Source organism: Mesobacillus jeotgali (assembly GCF_014856545.2).
In the GTDB taxonomy this organism is placed as follows: Bacteria; Bacillota; Bacilli; order Bacillales; family Cytobacillaceae; genus Mesobacillus.
The window spans coordinates 4,008,387-4,029,723 of sequence record NZ_CP109811.1; the positions used below are offsets into that span (position 1 = coordinate 4,008,387).

Consider the following 21,337-nt stretch of genomic DNA (forward strand, 5'->3'; position numbering starts at 1 on the left):
GTTCCAAAACAGCGGCCATGTTAATTAGTTTCAGTATTTAGTAATAAAACGGATATCCATATCCGTAGCCATAGCCGTATGGCGGGAATCCGCCGTAGCCGTAGCCATATGGACGCGGATATAGTAGTGCGCTGCCTAACAGTCCTCCGAGTACTCCTCCAACAAAAGGACCTCCAAAGCCAAAGCCAAATGGGCGTCTGCCACCGTAATATGGTCTTCTTCTATACATTAAGCTACCTCCCTCATATATTTGCCTACATTACTTCATATGCGAACATTGAGGGTATTGAATGGGCGTTTGTCCATTAGACTAGAAAAAAAGCCTAGTCCCAGGTCATCCGCTGCTCCTTCCATGGATCACCATACATATGGTAGCCATTTTCTTCCCAGAAACCGGGTTTGTTTTCCGATACGAACTCAATGTCTCTGATCCACTTCGCACTCTTCCAAAAATACAGATGAGGAATCACGGCTCTTAATGGATAGCCATGTTCAGGGGTAAGCTCCTTCCCGTTATGGGAATGGGCCAACAGGCTCGTATCCTTAAGAAAATCCTCAATCGGCAGATTCGTCGTCCAATTTTCCTCAGCATGGAGAATGACATATTTAGCCCTTTCGGTCGGCCTGGCCAGCCTGGCTAACTCCTGTGTGGCAACCCCTTCCCACACATTATCCAGCTTGGACCAGCCAGTCACACAGTGGATGTCATTGCCGGATGTCATTTGCGGCAATGACATCAGTTCTTTATATGATAAAACCACTTCTTTTTCTACAAGACCAAAAATCTTCAAGGTCCAATCATCGAGATTCTTATAATACGGCACATTGCCATAATGCAAGACAGGAAAAGAGGTCGTGACATTTTGGTTCGGCGGGACTCTGTCCGATGGGCCCTTTTTACGCGTTTTTCCGAAATACATGAATGATCCACCCCTTCTTTTTAAAAAAGGCTCTGTTAATCTTTAATGTTGAAAAATGATATAAAATTCGGGAAACCCTTTATAAAGGTTTCCCGATACCTTTTATACACCATTTAATATATGCTCTAAATATACAATCCCCATAAAAATTAGCCAGACTGCTAATGGAATTGCAAAACTCTTAATGGCTTGTAAAGGTTTAAAATCTTTATTTTTCTTTTGTAGAACTCTATCTGTAATAAAGAACAACAATGAAGCCCCTAAACTATACAATAGTAATATAAGACCAAAAACAGCGTGTAAAATGCCAGAGATAACTATTTCAGATTTTTCATTTTTCATTTTTGTTGAAATGAATTGACTGACTTTATCACTAATGATAGAGGTTAATACTCCATAAATTAAAATTGCTGGGAAACTATACATCAAATAAACAGGTGTGCTTAATGCAACAGCAAATAAATAATTTGGTATTGATGAAATAGTTCCACCAAATGGATTAGGTACGATTAGACCTAACAAAATAGTAAACATAGAACCAGAGACAGATGCAGAAATTATTTTTCGTGATATTATTTTGTTCACCTCCACACTACTCATTTTAAACAGAGAATTATGAAACTCTAAACCTTAAATTTTGCCATACGCAAACTATCATAAGTATCCTTCATTTCAAATACAAATGATGTAAGCAAGAACTCTTTAATATTGTGTTTTGTGCTTTCATTGCTTCGGCTATCTACAAACAAGAACCAAGAAAGGTAGTTGTCGAGGTATTTCGTAGACACGCCTTTAAAACGGTCTATCCATTGTTTCATACGAGAATGTAGACCATTAACATTTTGAATGTGATACAAACCCTTAATAACGTGTTTGCCATCATTTGATTTGATTCTGTAATGCTCTATTCCTTTTTCTTTTGCATAGGTTTTGTAGGCTCTCCAAGCATCTGTAACCAGTACATTATCAGGTGACAGTTTAGAACCAATCATAGTTTCAACCTTAGTTTTCACAACACGCCCCATACAAGCTACTTTTGATACAGTTGCTTTTGTGCGGTCTCTGGCAACAAGAACGCAAACTTGTTCGTGACTAATTCCTCTGTGTTTGGATTTCCCACCACGTTTACGGGGTTTACGTTCAGAAATACCACGTTTACCTTTTTCAGAGTAAAGGAAATAGGTCTCGTCAACTTCAACGATACCTTCAAATTGTTCAAAATCCATTTGTTTTAGTGCGTTTAACAATTTGTGTCTCCAATAAAAAAGTGTAACCCAAGTAACCCCTACGATTTCGGCAGATTTTCGTAGGGAATAGCCTTTGAACATGCAATCAACAAATGTAATCCATTCGTCACCTTTTCGAGTGCGATATAAGACTGTATTTGTTGTATCAGTAAAGGACTTACTACAACACTTACAACGGTAGCGTTGCCGACCATTATATTTTCCGAACCTAACAACGTGTTCAGAAGCACAATGAGGGCATTCAAATCCTTCTTTAAAACGAGTTTCTCGCATTTCATTGATTAGACGACCACCGACAGAAGAAGAAGGTTGAACATAGCGTTTAACCCATTGATAAACTTGTTCTTTTTTCGTATGTGGTAGTTTATCAATGTGTTTTAACAAGTTACTAAACGCTTTACTCATACTTACAACCTCCCGAATACTTGTTCTTATATTGATTATACTAAGATTTCGGGCAGGTATCAAATATCAACATTTACCTTTAACAGAGCCTTAAAAAAAGAAACTCTTAGATTGTGTCTAGCTCCAGCACTTTTCTTATTATCCTACCGAATTTCCATTTTAAAATAAACAAAGCCGCCTTGCCCAAAGAGCAAGACGGCTATATTTTTCACAACTATAATACCATCGCGGCAATCCAGCCGAAAATGATCAACGGAATATTATAGTGAACGAATGTTGGGACAACCGTGTCCCAGATATGGTTGTGCTGAGTATCAGCATTCAAACCGGCAGTCGGGCCAAGTGTGCTGTCAGATGCAGGTGAACCTGCGTCACCAAGTGCAGCAGCCGTTCCAACAATCGCAATCGTCGCCATCGGGCTGAAACCGAGTTGAAGGCTGAGCGGCACAAATATCGTAGCGATAATTGGAATCGTAGAGAAAGAAGAACCGATTCCCATTGTAACCAGTAATCCGACGATAAGCATCGCCAGAGCGCCTAGGGACTTATTATTGCCAATTGCGTCAGCAGCCTGTGCTACCAGCGTTTCAACGTGTCCGGTTTCCTTCAGGACATCAGCGAAACCAAAAGCAGCAAGCATGACGAATCCGATGAAAGCCATCATCTTCATGCCTTCTGTTAAAAGATTGTCAGCTTCACGCCACTTGATTGCTCCGCTCGCATAGACAACAAGGATACCAGCCAACGCACCGATAATCATCGAGCCAAAGTAAAGTTGGGCAGCAAGCGCTGCAACAATCGCAACAATGGAGAAAATAATTCCGACTTTGGAATACTCGCTTGTTTCTACCTGGACTACTTGATAGTCCTGATAGTTTCTAGGCTTTCGGTAAGATACGAAAATGGCGATCAACAATCCAACAACAAGGCCAGCAACTGGCAGCATCATCGCTGTCGGGATATCACCCATATCGATTTCCATTCCACTGTCTGCCATGTTCGTTGCCAGGATATCGTGGAAAATACCGCCGAAACCAACTGGCAGTAAAATATAAGGCGCCGTCAGGCCGAATGTCAATACAGAAGCAATTAACCGGCGGTCTATTTTCAGCTCATTAAAGATAATCAACAACGGCGGAATCAAAATTGGAATAAACGCAATGTGGATTGGAATCAAGTTTTGCGAGAAAATCGCCATCATTAAAATAAGGATGATAATAATCGCTTTAGAATATGTTTTGGCTTTCGACTCTCCGTTCTTGCCAATCATGCCGATCATCCAGTCAACCATCAAATTGGGTAAGCCTGTTTTGGAAATAGCGACAGCAAAACCTCCAAGCAGCGCGTAACTAAGCGCAACCTCGGCACTGCCTCCTAGTCCTCCGGTAAAAACCTCAATCGTTTTCTCTATACTCAAGCCGCCTGTAAGCCCGCCGATCAGCGCTCCGGCAATCAATGCCAACACAACATTGACACGAAGCAGGCTCAGGACAAGCATCGCCAGGACAGCAATAATAACTGCATTCATTATGAGTTCTCCTCTCGATGATAGTTTGCATTTTACTTTAGTATGGTAAATTGGTAGAGAATTAAAATGACAAGTATTAAATTATCATAAATATGTTTTTTGTGTCAATGGGTTTGTTTGAAATAGTATTTGGAAAAAGATGATATTTTATGGTCAGCAATTAAGGGGATTTGAACCGAAATAAAAAACCCCCAAGCATTATAATCAGCTTCGGGGGTTTTCAATCTACTATTCTTTATCTGCTGCTGTCTCAAATCTTTCGACAAGCAATGCCAGTGTGCGGGCCATGACGCCGGTTGCGCCTGCTGGTCCGAGGTCATATTCTTTGCTGGTTGTCGCTGTTCCGGCGATGTCCAGGTGCACCCATGGAGTGCCTTCTGCGAATTCGCCGACAAACGCTCCGCCCATGATGGCATGGCCTTCTGGGCCTGGAGAATTATTCAGGTCAGCGATCTTGCTGCCGCGGACGCGCTCAATGTCGCGCTCGAACAATGGCAGGCGCCAGATTGGCTCACCAGATTCATAAGAAGCCTCCAGCACTTGTTCAAAAAACTCTTCGTTGTTCGTCAAAGCTCCTGATGTATGCAGGCCTAATGCGGTAATGACACCGCCAGTCAGGGTTGCGATATCCACCAGATAGTCTGCGCCATGATGCTTCGCGTAAGTCATAGCATCAGCTAACACGAGGCGCCCTTCCGCATCTGTGTTCAATACTTCAATGGTTTTGCCGCTCATGGACGTAATCACGTCATCCGGTTTGAATGCAGTTCCCGAGATCATATTGTCTGTAGACGGAATCACTGCTACGACGTTTTGCTCCGGCTTCAGTTCGCCGATGATTTCCATTGCGCCAAGCACTGCTGCCGCACCGCCCATATCCGACTTCATGCCGACGATACCAGACTTTGTTTTGATTGAGTAACCGCCTGTGTCGAAGGTGATTCCCTTGCCGACAAGGCCGATTACATCCTTCCACTCTTCCTTTCCCTGATACTTCAGGACAATCATTTTCGGCGGCTGTGAAGATCCCTGGTTGACCGCAAGTAATGCGCCCATACCGAGTTTTTCCATTTCTTCTTTTTCTAAAACTTCTGCTTCGAATTCATATTTCTCTGCCAGCTTCAACGCATATTCAGCCATGTCTGTCGCAGTCAAAAGGTTGCCCGGAGTATTTACGAGTGTACGTGCCGAATTTGTTCCTTTACCAAAAACATAGCCGACCTCAGCTGCCGCTTCCACTTCGCCCGCTTCGTCCGCGCTGTAAATAGTCAGGCTTTCAATCCGCTTCTCAGGCTCGTTTGACTTTTGCTTGTAGCCTTCGAACTCATATGTAGCCATCGGGAATGCTTCCCCTAATGCGTGCGCCGCGTCGTTAAGCTCGACCTTCTCACTTGTAAAAGTATCTAAAAGCACGGCTGCTTCCGTCCATTTCTCTTTCTTTGCAGTCTTGAAAAGCCGGCCGAACGCGTCCCTTAATGTTTCGAAAGTATATTCCTTTTCATAGCCAAGGCCGACAAAATATACTTTTTTTGCGCTAATTTTACTGAAAGTATGTATTTTGGAAATTGCTTTTTTCTTAGTCGAGATATCCCCGCTCTTCACCAGTTCAGTCAGCTGACCGTCAAAAAGCTGGTCGGCTTCTGCCATGGCGCCTTCAAAGCCAGACGGCTTATTGAACAAGCCAATCACCAGGCAGTCATGGCTGTTTGAAAAACTAAATTGATCATTCACTTTAAACAAATCATTCACCCCTACAGATTGATAAGTTCATTATATCGAAACTCTTATAATATTTCGACTTCCTAATCTTGCTGACAGGTACATTCTCTTGCATCAGAGCATTTTTCAATCTTCAAGATACAAATATAAAACCGGAAGCTCTGGCAGTGTCGGAACTTTCTCATACGGGACCCGGTCGATCTCAGCAGGGAAGGTACTCAGGCATTCATCGATGAAAGGATAAACTTTCTCTAAATCAAGCCCCCAGTATACCGGACGGTAATTTTGCAAATAGTCGTGGGCAGCCTGCATCATTAGCCGTGCTCCCTTCACATTCCCGTAACTGTAATGGTAAATGGCGACGCTCATCTGCAGCAGGCCTTTTAAAAATAGATTGCCTTTATCCGTCATCCACATATCTTCAAGTAAGTCATGGCAGGTATAATAGTCCCCTTCGTTGAATTTAATAAAGAACTCGTAATACTCAACAGGGTAGTCCGTCAAATCCTTCACCTCAATCCTGAAGTAATAAAACTATTTTATCAAACCTTTAAAATTAGCTGTAATGTTATAATTGAACTTGGGTATTACTTAAGAAGGTACTTTTTTATATATAGGGGGAACAGCCATGGAATTATTAACGAATTTCCCATTATGGGCTTCACTAGCTGCGATTTTTTTCGCGCAGTTCGTAAAGGTCCCGATTCAATATATTGCGACGAGAAGAATCGATTGGTCGCTTTTGACAAGTACAGGCGGAATGCCAAGTTCCCACTCTGCAGCGGTTACAGCACTGGCTACAGGTGTGGCGCTTGAAACCGGGCTGGATTCAGCCGTTTTCGCGGTTGCCGCCGTTTTTGCGATTATCACGATGTTTGATGCATCAGGTGTCCGCAGGCAGGCGGGGGAGCAGGCCATCGTCCTGAACCAGCTCGTGGCTGATTTTGGCCGGTTCGCCCAGGAAGCAAAAGGCTGGCAAGATAAGCCTGAAAAGGAGAAACAGAAGGAACTGAAAGAATTGCTCGGCCACAAGCCAATTGAGGTTTTTTTCGGTGGGCTGACAGGTGTAGTATTGACATTGCTTCTTCACTATCTTCTTTAAGGCTCGAGTGAATTAGATTAAAAGCAGGTGAATTAATTGAGAGTCATATCATTATGTCCCAGCAATACAGAAATCATGGAATTCCTTGAGCTGACGGATCTCCTTGTCGGTGTCGATGATTTTTCAGACTGGCCTGAATCGGTAAAAACACTGCCTCAGCTCGGACCTGACCTATCGATTAACCTTGACCTCGTCGAGGAATTGAAGCCAGACCTAGTCCTTGCGTCATTAAGCGTTCCGGGAATGGAAAAGAATATTGAAGGCCTTGATGCGCGCAATATTCCTTATATCGTATTGAATCCGCAATCCCTAGCCGATATAGAAAATGATTTAATCACTACGGCCAATGCCCTGTACATGCCTGAACGCGGCCAGGAAGCCGCAGCCAGGTTCAGGAGCAGACTGGAGAACATCAAGCAAAAAGCAGCAGGTATCGGCCAAAGACCAAAGCTTTACTGGGAATGGTGGCCAAAGCCGGTATTCACTCCTGGCAGCATCAACTGGCTGACAGAAGTGTCTGAGGCTGCCGGTGCTGAAAATACTTTTAAGGACGTTGAGCTCGCAAGCGTGCAGACGGACTGGGATGATGTGAAATCGCGAAACCCGGATTACATCTGTGTCGCCTGGGTCGGCGTCAGGAAGCAAAAGGTGAAGAAAGAATTGGTCATCAACAGGCCTGGATGGGAGGAACTTGAAGCTGTGAGGAATGACCGGATCCTGATTCTCGAAGAAGAGCTATACTGCCGTCCCTCCCCAAGGCTTCTCGATGGCCTGGAAAAACTGTATCATCTCATTCATAACTAATGCCAGAAAGCACAAAAAAGGCACTTTCCACTCAAGGAAAGTGCCTAAACTTTTATGATTTTTTACCGCCTGTGTATTGCTGGCGGAAAACCTGCATAGATTCATTCTCGTTAAGGGCCTTTAAATCGGCTTCTGTAAGCTTACCATTGCCCATCTCAATGACATATACATTCAATGTCTTCTTGCCCCACTGCTCGTATACATCCTTTACCGTATCATAATAAAGGTCTACCTTATTCCCCTTGATTGCGCCGCCTTTATCGGCTACCACACCGAATCCGTATCCCGGGATAAACAGGATTGTCCCAATCGGGAATACGTTTAGATCAGCCGCGACAGTTGAATACAGGTCACGCTTCACTTTTACACCAGAATAAGTAATTCCATACCCTGGGTGGCCAGGATTTTTCCCAGTGGATTCAATCCCTGCTGTATACCCTGTTGCGACGATTTTCTTGGTCGGGTATTGTGACCAGTTCAATGACTCCTCAAGTGTGGGCTGCGTTCCGGCTACCTTTTCACTAGAAGAAATTTTAGTTGTAAAATCAGATATTTTTTTCAAAAACTTAAAAGCGAGTCCTATGGATTTCTTTTTATGATCTATACTTGAGTTTTCCTCTTGTTGAATTCCTGCACTATCAAAAACGTATGTAGAAACAGTAGAAGCTTCAACTCCCGAAATCGAATAAAACGTAGAAGTTATAGCAGCAAAAAATAAAACCGCCATTGCTGAGCGTCTTGCCCACATTTTTAAAATATTCATATAATTTTTCACTCCTCCCAAAACTATTAATTTCCCAACGAAACAAGAAATATTCCAAAAGGAGCAAAAAAGTGATAAAAGTCCTATTTACATTTCCATTAAAAGTAAAATTAGATCGATACTTAATTATAGTATCCAACAATGAGGCCGATTTCATGCATATAAAAAAACCTCCAAATAATTGAAGGTTTTTTGTATCAGAACATTTGATATCCTTTTTTTCGCAAAAGCCTTATGACTATACCAGCTAAAATGGCACCTGCCAAACCGCTGCTTAAAATCAATACGTCGGCCATTGCCAATTGTGTAAGCCGCTGTCCGAGATCACTGAAGGCTTCACCGCTATTCCTGAAGTAGTCGATAAACGGATACTTATCAATAATGAAAATCGCAATTAATGGATAAACTACCGCCATGATCCATGACATCCTCAGCAGCATATTCAATAAAAAGCCAATCCCGAAGAACAGGACAAAAAACAATAACATCGAAATGATCAGTGTGACAACTGTCATCATGTCTATATCCCCCCATTAAACATCATTTCTAGTTTACTGTTTGTCCGTTTTCGAGTCAATGAAATGGTGTAAGTCTCAGGATTTTGGCCAAAAAGAAAAACCCCGCATTGTGCGAAGGTCAAAGATGCAGTGCCTTATTTTTTTGATTTTCCGGATCCGCTGCAGCATGTGCATGTTTCTGAACCGCCAAGCAACAGTTGGAAGTAGCCTTTACCAGAGCAGTATGGACATTCCTTAGAATCGTGTGTGTGCATGTTCATTTATGAACCTCTCCTTTTATTATTGAATTTTCTGATAATATATCAGACATTCTCTAATTTTGAAAAGGTTCAAATTTGACCAAAAAACCACATTGAAAACGGATACATCATCTTTTTTCTTTAATTATCTGTCACTCTCTTTAAATTTCAGAAAATTATAAAAATAATTGATATGCACTATAATGAAATTGCTCTCCTGGATCCAATCCAGTTTTTCCAGGCACAACGTGTTCAATTGGCTTACTTAAAAGGAAGTGCAGAAGCAGCGAAGTATCGGAGTCTGCTTTCAGTTGTTCAGGCAGCATGAATCTTGCATCATACAGCTCACTTTCCTCAACCTTTACCTTTTGATCCGGCAACGGAATCAGCCGAAAAACGAGCATATTATCACTGATGGACTCCCGGATCACACCAGTCCGCAGCCCAAGCAGCCCGCCAACCCTACACTCCACACCAGTTTCTTCATACACTTCCCTGAGGACTGCCTGATCCGCCGTCTCCCCTTCATCAACAAAGCCTGCCGGAAGTGACCAACTGCCTTTCAGGCCACCATATCGCTTTTTGACGACAAGCCAGCGCCCATCCTCCGAAATCACAACACCAGCTACACCAAGCCAGACATTCTCACGTTTCCCCATTTATTTTCCCATCCATTGCTAGTTTGTACTATTATTGTACCCTACCAGACGGGATTCGTCAGGGTATCTGTCCGCCTGGTGAGACTCGCATGATAAGAAAAAATGCGGAAGCGACTCTTCGCCTCCGACATTAGCGGGAGCTAAACTAGTCAAAAGCTGGTAGACAATAAAAAAACAGACCCACTTAGGAGCCTGTTTCCCATTATCTATTATAGAATGTTGAATTTACCTTTTTTAAGAACCATTGAAGGACCGCCGATCATGTAAAGCGCACGGTTGTCGATCATTTTTTTCATGAAGGAAGCTTTCGTGCCGACCATTTTCTTGCCAAATGCAACGCCAATCGCGTCGTCTTCACCAAGTGAACATACTGTTCCCTTGATATCTGGAGTGAAGGTTTCAAGCTCGGATTTGCCTCGGACTAGAGCTGCAAGATTCCTTGCACATACTTCACCCTGCTGCATTGCGATTTGTGCAGTCGGAGGATATGGACGATTGATTTCTTCATTGATGATCAATGAGCAGTCACCAACGATGAATACATCTTCTGAACCTGGCAGGCGAAGGTCCGGCTGGACTTTCACACGGCCGCGCATTGCTTCGATGCCTGATTTTTCGATGACAGAGTTTCCGCGGACACCCGCAGCCCAAACCACTGTTCCAGCTTTGATTTCTTCGACTTCTTCTTCTCCTTTGGCAACGATGATGCCTTCTGGAGTCGCTTCTTTAATGGCTGTACCGATGCGGAATTCCACACCTTTTTTCTCTAGCTGGGCAACCGCATAGTTCACAAGCTCAGGATCGAATCCAGGAAGAACCATTGGCGCAGCTTCGACACATACGATTTTCACCTTATGGTAATCTACATCATATTCACGGCAAAGTTCAGGAACACGGTTTGTCAGTTCTCCAAGGAACTCGATTCCTGTAAAGCCTGCACCGCCAACGACGATTGTCAGGCGCTCATCTTTCTTTTCCGCTTCAGTATTGTAAGTTGCGAATTGGTACTCGATATGCTCACGGATTTGTCTGGCTGAGTTGACATTGACGATAGAGAAAGCATGCTCTTTCAAGCCTTTAATACCAAAAGTTTCAGGTTCAGCACCAAGGGCGATGACTAGATAATCATAGACGACGTCACCACTATCAAGGATTACTCGCTTTTCCTCCAGCTTGATTTCTTCAACAGAACCCTGGACGAACTCAACCTTATGGCGATCGATTACATCACGTACATCATAACGGACTTTGTCATGGTGCAAAGTTCCTGCTGATGCTTCATGCAGCCATGTAGTTTCATAGTGGTAATCATTTTTGTTGATAAGGACAATGTCAGCTTCGTTTACTCCTACAGCTTTTTGTAAACGGGTAGCTGTCATTAATCCCCCGTATCCTGCTCCTAAAATTACGATCTTTGGCTTTCTCAAAGTGATCACTTCCACCTTTTTAAAATATTTTTGGTCGAATGGCTCATCTCTATCTGCCGCCATCTTTTTCCGGATAAGTTTGTGATATTATTCACTAGAATGTTCAAAAAAATGTCCTAAAAATGTCACAAAATCTTAACATTATTGCCTATCATCCATCTTATTCTTTTTGCGGCGCATTTTCAAGCGATTAAGTTAACTTAGAAATATTCAGAAAATAGGTTGATTTCACTATTTTTCAGTCATGAAAAGGGAATTTTCTATGCAATATATTGTTCCACAAGGAATCTTCTATTATGATTAGGAGTTTATTTTTACGTTTTATGGTATTATAAAAATTGGAGCAATTTTACTACATGTGAGGGGGATATGGAGTGAAAGAAGATCAAAAAGTTTATGACATCACGATTATCGGCGGGGGGCCTGCTGGTCTGTTCACTGCTTTCTACGGCGGAATGAGACAAGCATCTGTTAAGATTATTGAAAGTTTGCCACAATTAGGCGGGCAATTGTCAGCACTTTATCCTGAAAAGTACATATATGATGTTGCGGGTTTTCCAAAAGTCCGTGCCCAGGAGCTGATCAACAACCTGAAAGAGCAAATGGCGAAATTCGAGCCAGCTACTGCTCTTGAGCAGTCAGTTGAAAAGCTGGAAAAACTGGAAGATGGTACAATTAAGCTTACTACTGATAAAGAAGTTCATTATACAAAAACAGTCATCATCACAGCAGGTAACGGTGCATTCCAGCCTCGCAGACTGGAACTTGAAAGCGCTGCCCAATACGAAGGCAAAAACCTTCACTATTTTATCGACGACTTAAACCAATTCGCTGGCCAAAAGGTTGCCGTATTAGGCGGAGGCGATTCAGCCGTTGACTGGGCATTAATGCTTGAGCCAATCGCTGAACAAGTAACCATCGTCCACCGACGCGATAAGTTCCGCGCCCATGAGCACAGCGTCGAAAACCTGCAGAACTCAAAGGTTGATATCAAGACTCCTTATGTGCCAACAGAGCTTATTGGCGATGACAATGCAATCAGCCAAATCGTTCTTAAGGACGCAAATAGCGATGATACTGTAGCCGTTGATGTTGACGCAGTCATCTGCAACTTTGGTTTCGTTTCATCTCTTGGACCAATCAAGGAATGGGGCCTTGAAATCGAAAAGAATTCCATCGTCGTCAACTCGAAAATGGAAACGAATATCCCGGGCGTTTACGCTGCAGGCGACATCTGCACATATGAAGGAAAAGTCAAGCTGATCGCAACAGGATTCGGTGAAGCTCCTACAGCTGTCAACAACGCGAAATCCTATATGGATCCAAAAGCGAAGACACAGCCGCTTCACAGTTCATCGATGTTTAAATAAAAGCGGAAAAGCGCAAACGCTTCTCTTAATGCAAAAAAAAGCAAGGTCCTCGGACCTTGCTTTTTTCTTTAGTTTAACACTCTTCAGGTGTTCCTTCACGAGTTGCCGTTTTGAAACTAGAACCGCAGCCGCATGATGCGATCGCGTTCGGGTTGTCGATCGTAAAGCCGCCGCCCATCAAAGACTGCTTATAGCTGATCTTCGTCCCATTCAGGACCGGTGCGCTTTCCTTATCAACAAGGATTTTGATGCCATGCTGCTCCAGCTGAGTGTCGCCTTCTTCCACTTCATGGGCGAAACCCATGCCGTAAGAAAGGCCGCTGCAGCCGCCGCCTTTTACAGAAACGCGAAGGTAAGCATCTTCCGTCTCGTTTTGTTTCATCATATCTTTAACCTGCAATGCAGCTTCTTCAGTAAGAATCACAATATTGTCCACGATAAAACCTCCTTGATCCCTTTCTTTTGTCCAGCTCCAGCGCCTAACCCTCTAGACGTTTCGGTCCTGCTAATGAAGTCAAAAAACGACTTCACTGACATGCCCTCCAACGCTTGTCGGGGCTGAAAAAGGCACTTACGCTTTTCTTATAGTATATACAGCATTTTTCCAATCCTCAACCAATCAAGCTGAAAAAGAATCATCTTCATATTTTTCCACCGGAAATCCAATTTTACTGGTATAATATACCCATAATATATAGGGAAATGGGCAGGTGACAAAAATGACTCAAATAGAACCGCTCTATGATAAAAAGTACACATGCGCAATGTGCGAAAATTCCTTTACAACCAAGAAAGTTCGCTCGCGTTTTGTTAAAGTCCTCAACTTTGATACTGACTTTGCCCCTCTGTATGCGGATGGTTATGAAAACCCCAACTTTTACTATATCAATGTCTGTCCTGACTGTGGCTATTCTTTTACCGATGACTTCAGCGGATATTTTCCGCCAGGCGCTAAACAAGTCATTCAGGATAAAATCTGCAATCAGTGGGTGCCGCACGACTATGGTGCAGAGCGGACAATCCAGGATGCATTGAATACTTTTAAGCTTGCAGCATACAGCTCGATGCTAAAAAAGGAGAAACATATCGTCACAGCCGGTCTTTACATTCGAATTGCCTGGCTGTATCGCTCAACTGAAAACCTCGATCAGGAATTGCGTTTTTCAAAACTCGCCCTGAAGGAATATACTGAGTCGTACAGTACAGGAGACTATAAAGGAACCCAGGTATCAGAGCTGCGACTTATGTACCTGATTGGTGAACTCTCTAGAAGGCTTGGCCAGACCCAGGACGCGGTCCGCTTTTTCTCAAAAGTAATCGAAAAGCAGAGGCAGTCAGTTGAACCGCAGATCATCCAGCTGGCAAAGGATCGCTGGCAGGAAATGCGTGAAGATAAAGTCGTTTCAGGCAGCTAGGTTCTGCCTTGCTCACATGAAAAAAGGCTGGCGATGGGTCCGAACCCACCACGCCAGCCTATTTCTATATTAAAACATCGGATTCTCGTCCAAATATTTATAAATATTTTCTACTAGTTCTTCGGGAGTATCTCCCACTACCGGATCCCCGTTTACAAGCGCAAACATGGACTGGGCGCATTTTCCGCAGTAACCAAGACAGCCGTATTCAATGACGTCCAGATCGTAATCCTTTTCCAGCTCCGCCCTGGCTTTTTGCGAACCGCTCGCTAGATTGCTGATACAAAATTCAATGATTGGCTTAATCATTTGTTTCACCTCTCTACTAATTTTTAATCGTAACCTTTTTCAGGAAAATCGTCAATTTTCCCGGCTCGCAGCCTCCATAAAATTGTTGTTATTTTGTCACAATTTCGTTATACTTTTTATGGTGATTTATTGAGCATATAAATATTGCAGAATAATTTCGAAAAATGTATCCGTTTACGGATTTTGCAGAACGAGCTGGAGAAACTTCATTAACTGTCTTTCGAAGAGTTAAAAAGGGGAAATTCACATGAAAAATCTCGTTATCCTTGGCGGCGGCTATGGCGGCATGCGTGTCCTTAATAAATTGCTGCCGAATGATCTGCCGGAAGATGTATCGATCACGCTGATTGACCGTGTTCCATACCACTGTTTAAAAACAGAATACTATGCCCTGGCTGCAGGTACGATTTCAGACCAGCATATCCGGGTGGCCTTTCCTGAGCACCCCCGCCTTCAGGTAAAATATGCGGAGGTCACTGCCATCAATCTCGAGGATCAAAAGGTTGAGCTGCACGGAGATGAGTCCGTTCAATTTAATGATCTTATTATCGGACTTGGCTGTGAAGATAAATATCATAATGTTCCAGGAGCTGACCAGTTCACATACAGTATCCAATCAATTGAAAAGTCCCGCGCAACCTATCAGGCACTGAATAATTTGCCAGCAGGTTCCACCGTTTCAATCGTCGGCGCTGGTTTAAGTGGTGTTGAGCTTGCAAGCGAATTGGCGGAAAGCCGCAAAGACCTGAAAATTAAGCTTTTTGACCGCGGCAACCATATCTTGTCTGCCTTTTCTGAACGCCTGAGCACATATGTCGAAAATTGGTTCGATAATCATAATGTTGAGATCATCAACAACGCGAATATTACGGAAGTACAGAAAAATGTACTCTATAATCACGATGAACCGATTGTATGTGACGCCATCGTCTGGACGGCCGGAATTCAGGCTAATAGACTTGTACGCGAGATGGACGTTGAAAAAGACGGCATGGGCCGTGCACTGGTAACACCGCAGCATAATCTGCCAGGCTATGAAAATGTTTATATAGTCGGTGACTGCGCGAGCCTGCCTCACGCACCAAGCGCCCAGCTTGCAGAAGGCCAGGCAGAACAAATCGTCCAGGTACTGCAAAAACGCTGGAAGGGTGAAGAACCGCCTGAATCATTCCCGCCGATCAAGCTGAAAGGCGTCATCGGTTCACTCGGCAAAAAGCACGGCTTCGGCCTTGTCGCCGAACGCCCGATAACTGGCCGCGTCGCACGTTTGCTAAAGTCAGGTATTTTGTGGATGTATAAATATCATAATGGTTGATCAATTGTGAACCGGGCGAGGATGCCCGGTTTTTTTAATTCATACGAAAACTTGAAATTGGTAAAAATCGAGTAAAATTTCCAATTCGCTATAAAAGTGAAATTTTCGCTATATAATTTTTAAAGTCGCTATAAAAATAAAATTTTCGCTATATAATCTCAAAAGTCGCTATAAAAACAAAAAAGTCGCTATATAATCTTTAAATTCACTATAAAAAGTTTTTCGCTTTTTAAATAAATCGGGATTTCAAAACCATTCTTCTCAAAAAGAGAAAAAGCACCCCAATTCGGAATGCTTTTAACAGTTTTAAGCTGGAACGTAGCCATATTTCTCTAATTCTGCGTAAATTGTTTTCAATTTCGGGTTTCCTTCGCCGACGATCTTGCCTTCGAGCAGGACGACAGGGTAAAACATGTCTTCTTCGATTACTTTTTCGGCGAATTCCTTTTTATCTTCCTCTGCTGGAGGGTTGTAGATATCAACATAAACAATTTTAAATGGCTGGTCTGCGTATTTGCGGCCGATCGCCGCTTCAAGCCATTCATATGTTTCTTTTGAGGATGGCAGGTTTACACAGCTCGGGCATAACACTTCTGCACCGTAAACGACGATTTCTACCTCTTTACGTTCCATTATCAATTACCCCCTGTTATTTTCTTTTATTTTACTATACGATGAAATAGATGCATAAGGAAAAAACTGTGTTCACTGGTTTTTCAGTTTATTGGATAGATTTTTCCGGCCGATAAGATTATAATAAGTATTATGAAAGGAGTCGATTTGCATGACTGAACAGCAAATGTTTGAGCAAGTACAGGAAGTATTAGATAAATTGCGCCCATTCCTTCTTCGCGATGGTGGAGACTGCGAATTAGTTGATATTGAGGATGGCATTGTTAAACTTCGCCTGCTGGGTGCATGCGGAAGCTGCCCGAGCTCCACAATCACGCTTAAAGCTGGAATTGAACGCGCACTATTAGAAGAAGTACCTGGCGTTGTTGAGGTTGAACAGGTATTCTAATTAACCAATAATAAAGCGGTTTTGCCTGTGAATGGCAAAACCGCTTTTTTTAAGGGTTTTTTGAAAATATGGTAGTACATTTCACCTAAATAATGACCTGCAGCCTTCTTGATCAATCTGCAGGCTGAAAATCTCCATCCCCGTTAGCTGCCGTTTCAATTTTTCTGCCACTTCTTCCCCTTTTCCGGGTTGAGCCAGGCAGAGAAGTGATGGCCCCGCCCCACTCAGTGCTGCTCCAAATGCTCCTGATTGAATTGCCTTTTCATGAACTTCTTCATAAAATGGCACAAGTGCTTTCCTGTATGGTTGATGGAATAAATCTGCTCCCATCATCCTGCCTGCGAGAGCCCAATTCTGTGTCATCAGGGCAGCCAGCAGCTGGTTAGCAACAGCACTCGCCTGGACACTTCGCTGAAAGTCCATCACAGCCGGGAGGACATCACGTGAAGCTTCTGTCAGCAGCTCCTGCTTAGGAACGACCAGTACCGGGTCAAACTGGATCTGGTCAAGAACGGTTAAATCGACCTCATCCCCAATTTGACTGCCTACCACGACGCCTCCGAACAGACTCGCTCCGGCATTGTCTGGGTGGCCTTCAAACCTGGAAGCGACCGTCAATTTTTCATAACGGGTCAATTGTAAACCGCAAAATTCATTGGCCAGTTCGACACCCCCGACGATGGCTGCTGCGCTGGAACCAAGTCCCCTTGCAAGCGGAATCTCACTTTTCACAGAGATATGGAGAGAAGGCATTTCTTGCTTGTACATCTCAGCCGTTTTGATTGCAATCTGGCAAATGAAATTTTTTCCATCACCAGGAAAACCTGCTAAGGAATTCGATAAGGGAACAACATTCCATTTTTCGCTTATTTCAGCCTGCACTTCCATATAGAGATTCAAAGCGACGCCGAGGGAGTCAAAACCAGGGCCCAGGTTCGCTGAGCTGGCCGGAACTTTTACACATAAGGCTCTTCCTCTGCCTACCCTGGCTGCTAATGGCTCCTCGACTCCCTTCATTGCCGGACCACTCCTCTGATATAGTCACTGACGATGCTTTCGTCATTTGGAAGCAGCACTGGTGAAATCGAGCTGATGTCAATCGCTGTTGAAGGATCCTTCAAACCGTTTCCTGTCAGCACGGCAACGATTCTGGAGCCTCGAGGTATTTCTCCCCGTTGTAAAAGTTTATGGATACCCGCAAGCGATGCACAGGATCCTGGCTCAGCGAAAATCCCTTCCGAAGCCGCCAGCTTGCTGTATGCTTCTAAAATTTCGTCATCCGAGACAAAATCGATTTTACCTTCAGATTCGTTACGGGCTGAAAGGGCGAGATCCCAGCTTGCCGGGTTGCCAATGCGGATTGCCGTTGCAATCGTCTCCGGCTGTTCAATCGGCTGGCCCTTGACAATTGCGGCTGCCCCTTCCGCCTCAAAACCGAACATCCGCGGCAAACCAGTGCGCTTACTGGCATCGTATTCTTTGAAGCCTTTCCAATAGGCACTGATATTTCCGGCATTTCCTACTGGAATGGCGAGGATATCAGGTGCGCCGCCCAGCTGGTCACAAATTTCAAAGGCAGCTGTTTTTTGCCCTTCAAGTCGGTAAGGGTTGACTGAATTTACGAGGGTCACAGGTTCTGTTTCACTGATTGCCCTGACCATTTTCAATGCTTCATCAAAGTTTCCTTCAATCGACACAATGCTTGCGCCATACATCACGGCCTGGGCGAGTTTGCCCATCGCGATTTTCCCATCAGGGATGACAATGATGGACCTCAATCCTGCCCTTGCCGCATAAGCTGCTGCGGAGGCAGAGGTATTGCCTGTGGAGGCGCAGATGACTGTATCACTGCCTGCCTCCTTAGCCTTGGCGACTGCCATGACCATCCCTCTATCTTTGAATGAGCCGGTAGGATTTACTCCTTCTACTTTTACATATAGATCGATCCCCCACTCCTCTGACAGCTGGTCAAGCCTGATCAGCGGCGTATTGCCTTCATGGAGGGTGAGCAATGGTGTTTCAGCATTAACCGGCAAGTATTCACGATATTCACTCAAAAGACCTCGCCATCTCATGCGCTGACACTTCCTTCGACCCTGTATGAGCTTTTAACGTCCTTCACTACCCTAAGGTCGCGCAGTTCCATTAAAATATTCTGGTAATCCCTCAGAGAAGCTTGATGTGTAACGACCACAATCTCCGCAAGCTCCTTTTCCTTCAAAGGCATCTGGAGAATTTTTTCGAAGCTGACGCCATGGTTCGCGAAAAGAGAGGTGATTTCCGAGAATACACCCACTTCGTCATGGACATGGAGACGCAGGAAGTACTTTGAATTCACTTCTCCATCATCCTTCAGCTGCTTCTCATACTGTGGAGTGACAAAAGAATTGCCATTTACTCCAAGGCGCATGTTTTTGACGACGCCAACAAGGTCCGAGACCACTGCTGTGGCAGTTGGCAAGCTTCCAGCTCCAGGACCGTAAAACATGGTCTCCCCGACTGCTTCACCATAGACATATACCGCATTGTACTCATTATTGACAGATGCAAGCGGATGCGATGAAGGCAGCAGTGCCGGCTCTACGCAAACCTCGACTTTTTCGCCTTCACGAACGGCGATGCCGAGCAGTTTCATCGTATAGCCCAGCTGTTTCCCATATTGCAGGTCTTCCTCGGTTACAGAAGTTATTCCTTTGAATTTAACATCATCAAGATCAATCTTCATCGAAAACCCTAATGTGGCCATGATCGCCATTTTCCGCGCCGCATCCAGTCCTTCTACGTCAGATGCAGGGTTTGCCTCCGCGTACCCAAGCTGCTGCGCTTCCTTCAGCACGCTATCATATGCCAGCCCCTCCTGGCTCATCTTCGTTAAAATGTAGTTTGTTGTGCCATTCACAATCCCCATCATCTTTGTGATTCTGTCAGATGCAAGACCATCCACCAGACTTCGCAAAATCGGAATTCCTCCGGCGACGCTCGCTTCAAAAAAGAGATCGCAGCCATTTTCATTGGCAACTGTTAAAAGCTCGGAACCATGGACAGCCATCAAATCCTTGTTTGCCGTCACAATATTCTTTTTGCTCCTTAATGCCTGAAGCAAATGTTCCCGAGTATCATCAATGCCTCCCATCACCTCGATGACTACCTCAATCTCCGGGTCTTCCATAATATCTGCTGGATTCACCGTCAGGAGGGAAGGGTCCACTTTAACCGACCTTTCTTTTTCAACATCCTGAACAAGGATTTTCTTCACTTTAATCGGGCACCCAACCTGGTGCATTAATTTATCCTGGTGGTTTTCAATAATCCTGACCACACCTGACCCCACTGTTCCTAAACCCAGAAGTCCAACCGAGATTGCCTGCATTTTCTCTTCCCCTCTCTAATGTCTATTCTAAATGTACACTTGTATTTGTATAGTAGACATTATAAAGAGCAAAAACAGCTTTTACAAGGAATTTTTAGGATGCTTTTCCTGTGTAAACGCTTAATCCTATGGTGCTGTAAGTGTAAAAAAATTTTAAATATTTCAATTAAAAAAATCCTTCCCGTTCATAAGGGAAGGATTTTTAGATTATTGGATCACTTCTTTATTGACGATTGTCTTCGGACTGTCTCCTGTCAGTACGGCTTTCACATTTGTGCAGCACAGCTTGATCATCGCTGTCCTCGTTTCAGTGCTTGCGCTGCCTATGTGCGGGATCGCAGTCACGTTTGGCAGTTCGAGTAATGGATGTTCAGAGGTAATAGGCTCTTTTTCAAAGACATCGAGACCAGCACCTGCTATCTCACCATTCTTAAGTGCATCATATAATGCCTGCTCGTCCACAACCGGACCTCGGCCTGCATTAATGAAAATCGCGTTTTGCTTCATTTTTGCAAAGACATCGGCTGTAAAAAGATTTCTCGTTTCCGGCGTCAATGGAGCGAGAGAAACCACAAAATCAGATTTTGCTGCAAGATCGTCGAAAGAACTGTAGACAGCGCCAAATTCTTTTTCAGCTTCGTGTTTGCGGGAGCGGTTATGGTAAAGGATTTCCATGCCAAAGCCTTTAGCCCTGCGTGCGACTGCTTCACCAATTTTACCCATGCCAACAATCCCGATTGTCTTTCCAAAAACATCATGCCCGGCAAGCAGGTACGGACTCCAGCCACCCCATTTGCCATCCTTTATATATTCAGCCGCTTCAACAATCCGTCTGGCTGAAGCCATCAACAAAGCAAAAGTAAGGTCTGCTGTTGTCTCTGTCAGCACATCCGGCGTGTTCGTCACGATGATCCCACGCTTTGTCGCTGCTTCAAGGTCAATGTTGTCAAAACCAACTGCCAGGTTGGCGACCACTTTTAGATTATTACCTGCAGACAACACTTCCATGTCGACTTTGTCAGAAAGCATTGTAATTAAAGCACTGGCTTTTTGGGCTTCTTTTAAAATAACTTCTCTTGGGGCAGGGGTATCTTCTTGTTCCCACATTTTCACCTCAAAAAGCTCAGTGAGTTCAGCAATCGTATCTTCAGGCAATTTCCTGGTGATATAAACATACGGCTTCATAATCTACTCCTTTTGTAAGCG

Annotated in this window: 25 protein-coding genes; 6 read left to right on the forward strand and 19 right to left on the reverse strand. The window is 44.0% G+C overall.

Annotated elements, in window-relative coordinates:
- Positions 1 to 37: 37 nt before the first annotated feature.
- The 7 genes from FOF60_RS20560 to FOF60_RS20590 form a co-directional block, all read right to left on the reverse strand.
- The gene (locus FOF60_RS20560) at positions 38 to 229 is read right to left on the reverse strand and encodes a hypothetical protein (RefSeq protein WP_102264185.1); all 192 of its coding nucleotides are present in this window, start codon (positions 227 to 229) and stop codon (positions 38 to 40) included.
- A gap of 94 nt (positions 230 to 323) precedes the next feature.
- A complete protein-coding gene (locus FOF60_RS20565) occupies positions 324 to 920 on the reverse strand; it encodes a sulfite oxidase-like oxidoreductase (RefSeq protein WP_192473825.1) in 597 nt (198 codons plus the stop codon).
- Positions 921 to 1,022: 102 nt separating this feature from the next.
- A complete protein-coding gene (locus FOF60_RS20570) occupies positions 1,023 to 1,505 on the reverse strand; it encodes a hypothetical protein (protein WP_264647601.1) in 483 nt (160 codons plus the stop codon).
- A 38-nt stretch (positions 1,506 to 1,543) separates the two neighbouring features.
- On the reverse strand, positions 1,544 to 2,572 hold the full coding sequence (locus FOF60_RS20575) for an IS1595 family transposase (protein WP_192473835.1): 1,029 nt from the start codon (positions 2,570 to 2,572) through the stop codon (positions 1,544 to 1,546).
- 214 nt (positions 2,573 to 2,786) lie between these two features.
- Positions 2,787 to 4,100 (reverse strand): Na+/H+ antiporter family protein, encoded by a 1,314-nt coding sequence (locus tag FOF60_RS20580; RefSeq protein WP_192470171.1) that lies wholly within the window; start codon positions 4,098 to 4,100, stop codon positions 2,787 to 2,789.
- A gap of 228 nt (positions 4,101 to 4,328) precedes the next feature.
- Positions 4,329 to 5,840 carry a leucyl aminopeptidase gene (locus FOF60_RS20585; RefSeq protein ID WP_192470170.1) on the reverse strand — a complete coding sequence of 504 codons (1,512 nt, stop codon included), beginning with the start codon at positions 5,838 to 5,840 and terminating at the stop codon, positions 4,329 to 4,331.
- 105 nt (positions 5,841 to 5,945) lie between these two features.
- Entirely contained in the window at positions 5,946 to 6,323 is a 378-nt protein-coding gene (locus FOF60_RS20590) for a DUF309 domain-containing protein (RefSeq protein ID WP_192470169.1), read from the reverse strand.
- A gap of 124 nt (positions 6,324 to 6,447) precedes the next feature.
- Between FOF60_RS20590 and FOF60_RS20595 the strand changes: the two genes are divergently transcribed.
- Positions 6,448 to 6,921 (forward strand): divergent PAP2 family protein, encoded by a 474-nt coding sequence (locus FOF60_RS20595; protein WP_192470168.1) that lies wholly within the window; start codon positions 6,448 to 6,450, stop codon positions 6,919 to 6,921.
- A gap of 36 nt (positions 6,922 to 6,957) precedes the next feature.
- Complete coding sequence (locus tag FOF60_RS20600; RefSeq protein ID WP_192470167.1) at positions 6,958 to 7,725, forward strand: cobalamin-binding protein; 768 nt, start codon at positions 6,958 to 6,960, stop codon at positions 7,723 to 7,725.
- Positions 7,726 to 7,777: 52 nt separating this feature from the next.
- Here the strand turns inward: FOF60_RS20600 and FOF60_RS20605 are convergent, their stop codons facing one another.
- The 5 genes from FOF60_RS20605 to FOF60_RS20625 all read right to left on the reverse strand — a co-directional run bounded on the left by FOF60_RS20605 (position 7,778) and on the right by FOF60_RS20625 (position 11,331).
- On the reverse strand, positions 7,778 to 8,488 hold the full coding sequence (locus FOF60_RS20605) for a 3D domain-containing protein (protein WP_192470166.1): 711 nt from the start codon (positions 8,486 to 8,488) through the stop codon (positions 7,778 to 7,780).
- Between the two features lie 197 nt (positions 8,489 to 8,685).
- Entirely contained in the window at positions 8,686 to 9,006 is a 321-nt protein-coding gene (locus FOF60_RS20610) for a YuiB family protein (RefSeq protein WP_192470165.1), read from the reverse strand.
- Between the two features lie 134 nt (positions 9,007 to 9,140).
- Positions 9,141 to 9,266 carry a YuiA family protein gene (locus FOF60_RS20615; RefSeq protein ID WP_192470164.1) on the reverse strand — a complete coding sequence of 42 codons (126 nt, stop codon included), beginning with the start codon at positions 9,264 to 9,266 and terminating at the stop codon, positions 9,141 to 9,143.
- Positions 9,267 to 9,421: 155 nt separating this feature from the next.
- Entirely contained in the window at positions 9,422 to 9,904 is a 483-nt protein-coding gene (locus FOF60_RS20620; protein WP_192470163.1) for an NUDIX domain-containing protein, read from the reverse strand.
- 209 nt (positions 9,905 to 10,113) lie between these two features.
- Positions 10,114 to 11,331, reverse strand: coding sequence for an NAD(P)/FAD-dependent oxidoreductase (locus FOF60_RS20625; protein ID WP_192470162.1), 1,218 nt, complete (start codon positions 11,329 to 11,331; stop codon positions 10,114 to 10,116).
- A 374-nt stretch (positions 11,332 to 11,705) separates the two neighbouring features.
- Between FOF60_RS20625 and FOF60_RS20630 the strand changes: the two genes are divergently transcribed.
- Positions 11,706 to 12,701, forward strand: a complete 996-nt coding sequence (locus tag FOF60_RS20630) for an NAD(P)/FAD-dependent oxidoreductase (RefSeq protein ID WP_192470161.1) — start codon at positions 11,706 to 11,708, stop codon at positions 12,699 to 12,701.
- 73 nt (positions 12,702 to 12,774) lie between these two features.
- On the opposite strand, the gene FOF60_RS20635 is transcribed toward FOF60_RS20630, so the two are convergent.
- Positions 12,775 to 13,137, reverse strand: a complete 363-nt coding sequence (locus FOF60_RS20635; protein WP_192470160.1) for a HesB/IscA family protein — start codon at positions 13,135 to 13,137, stop codon at positions 12,775 to 12,777.
- Positions 13,138 to 13,420: 283 nt separating this feature from the next.
- On the opposite strand from FOF60_RS20635, the gene FOF60_RS20640 reads away from it, so the two are divergent.
- The gene (locus FOF60_RS20640; protein ID WP_192470159.1) at positions 13,421 to 14,116 is read left to right on the forward strand and encodes a DUF2225 domain-containing protein; all 696 of its coding nucleotides are present in this window, start codon (positions 13,421 to 13,423) and stop codon (positions 14,114 to 14,116) included.
- 69 nt (positions 14,117 to 14,185) lie between these two features.
- On the opposite strand, the gene FOF60_RS20645 is transcribed toward FOF60_RS20640, so the two are convergent.
- Positions 14,186 to 14,425, reverse strand: a complete 240-nt coding sequence (locus tag FOF60_RS20645) for a YuzB family protein (RefSeq protein ID WP_192470158.1) — start codon at positions 14,423 to 14,425, stop codon at positions 14,186 to 14,188.
- 247 nt (positions 14,426 to 14,672) lie between these two features.
- Here FOF60_RS20645 and FOF60_RS20650 point away from each other — a divergent pair, with 247 nt between their 5' ends.
- Positions 14,673 to 15,740 (forward strand): NAD(P)/FAD-dependent oxidoreductase, encoded by a 1,068-nt coding sequence (locus tag FOF60_RS20650; RefSeq protein WP_192470157.1) that lies wholly within the window; start codon positions 14,673 to 14,675, stop codon positions 15,738 to 15,740.
- 306 nt (positions 15,741 to 16,046) lie between these two features.
- On the opposite strand, the gene FOF60_RS20655 is transcribed toward FOF60_RS20650, so the two are convergent.
- Complete coding sequence (locus tag FOF60_RS20655) at positions 16,047 to 16,373, reverse strand: YuzD family protein (RefSeq protein ID WP_192470156.1); 327 nt, start codon at positions 16,371 to 16,373, stop codon at positions 16,047 to 16,049.
- A gap of 151 nt (positions 16,374 to 16,524) precedes the next feature.
- Here FOF60_RS20655 and FOF60_RS20660 point away from each other — a divergent pair, with 151 nt between their 5' ends.
- Positions 16,525 to 16,761 carry a NifU family protein gene (locus tag FOF60_RS20660; protein ID WP_041966137.1) on the forward strand — a complete coding sequence of 79 codons (237 nt, stop codon included), beginning with the start codon at positions 16,525 to 16,527 and terminating at the stop codon, positions 16,759 to 16,761.
- 81 nt (positions 16,762 to 16,842) lie between these two features.
- On the opposite strand, the gene thrB is transcribed toward FOF60_RS20660, so the two are convergent.
- From thrB to FOF60_RS20680, 4 genes are all read right to left on the reverse strand, one after another.
- Positions 16,843 to 17,778 (reverse strand): homoserine kinase, encoded by a 936-nt coding sequence (gene thrB / locus FOF60_RS20665; protein WP_192470155.1) that lies wholly within the window; start codon positions 17,776 to 17,778, stop codon positions 16,843 to 16,845.
- Entirely contained in the window at positions 17,775 to 18,836 is a 1,062-nt protein-coding gene (gene thrC / locus FOF60_RS20670) for a threonine synthase (RefSeq protein WP_192470154.1), read from the reverse strand. Before thrC ends, thrB begins: the two co-directional genes overlap by 4 nt.
- Entirely contained in the window at positions 18,833 to 20,131 is a 1,299-nt protein-coding gene (locus tag FOF60_RS20675; protein WP_192470153.1) for a homoserine dehydrogenase, read from the reverse strand. The genes thrC and FOF60_RS20675 overlap by 4 nt, the downstream gene beginning before the upstream one ends.
- A gap of 207 nt (positions 20,132 to 20,338) precedes the next feature.
- Positions 20,339 to 21,319 carry a 2-hydroxyacid dehydrogenase gene (locus FOF60_RS20680; protein ID WP_192470186.1) on the reverse strand — a complete coding sequence of 327 codons (981 nt, stop codon included), beginning with the start codon at positions 21,317 to 21,319 and terminating at the stop codon, positions 20,339 to 20,341.
- Positions 21,320 to 21,337: the final 18 nt, after the last annotated feature.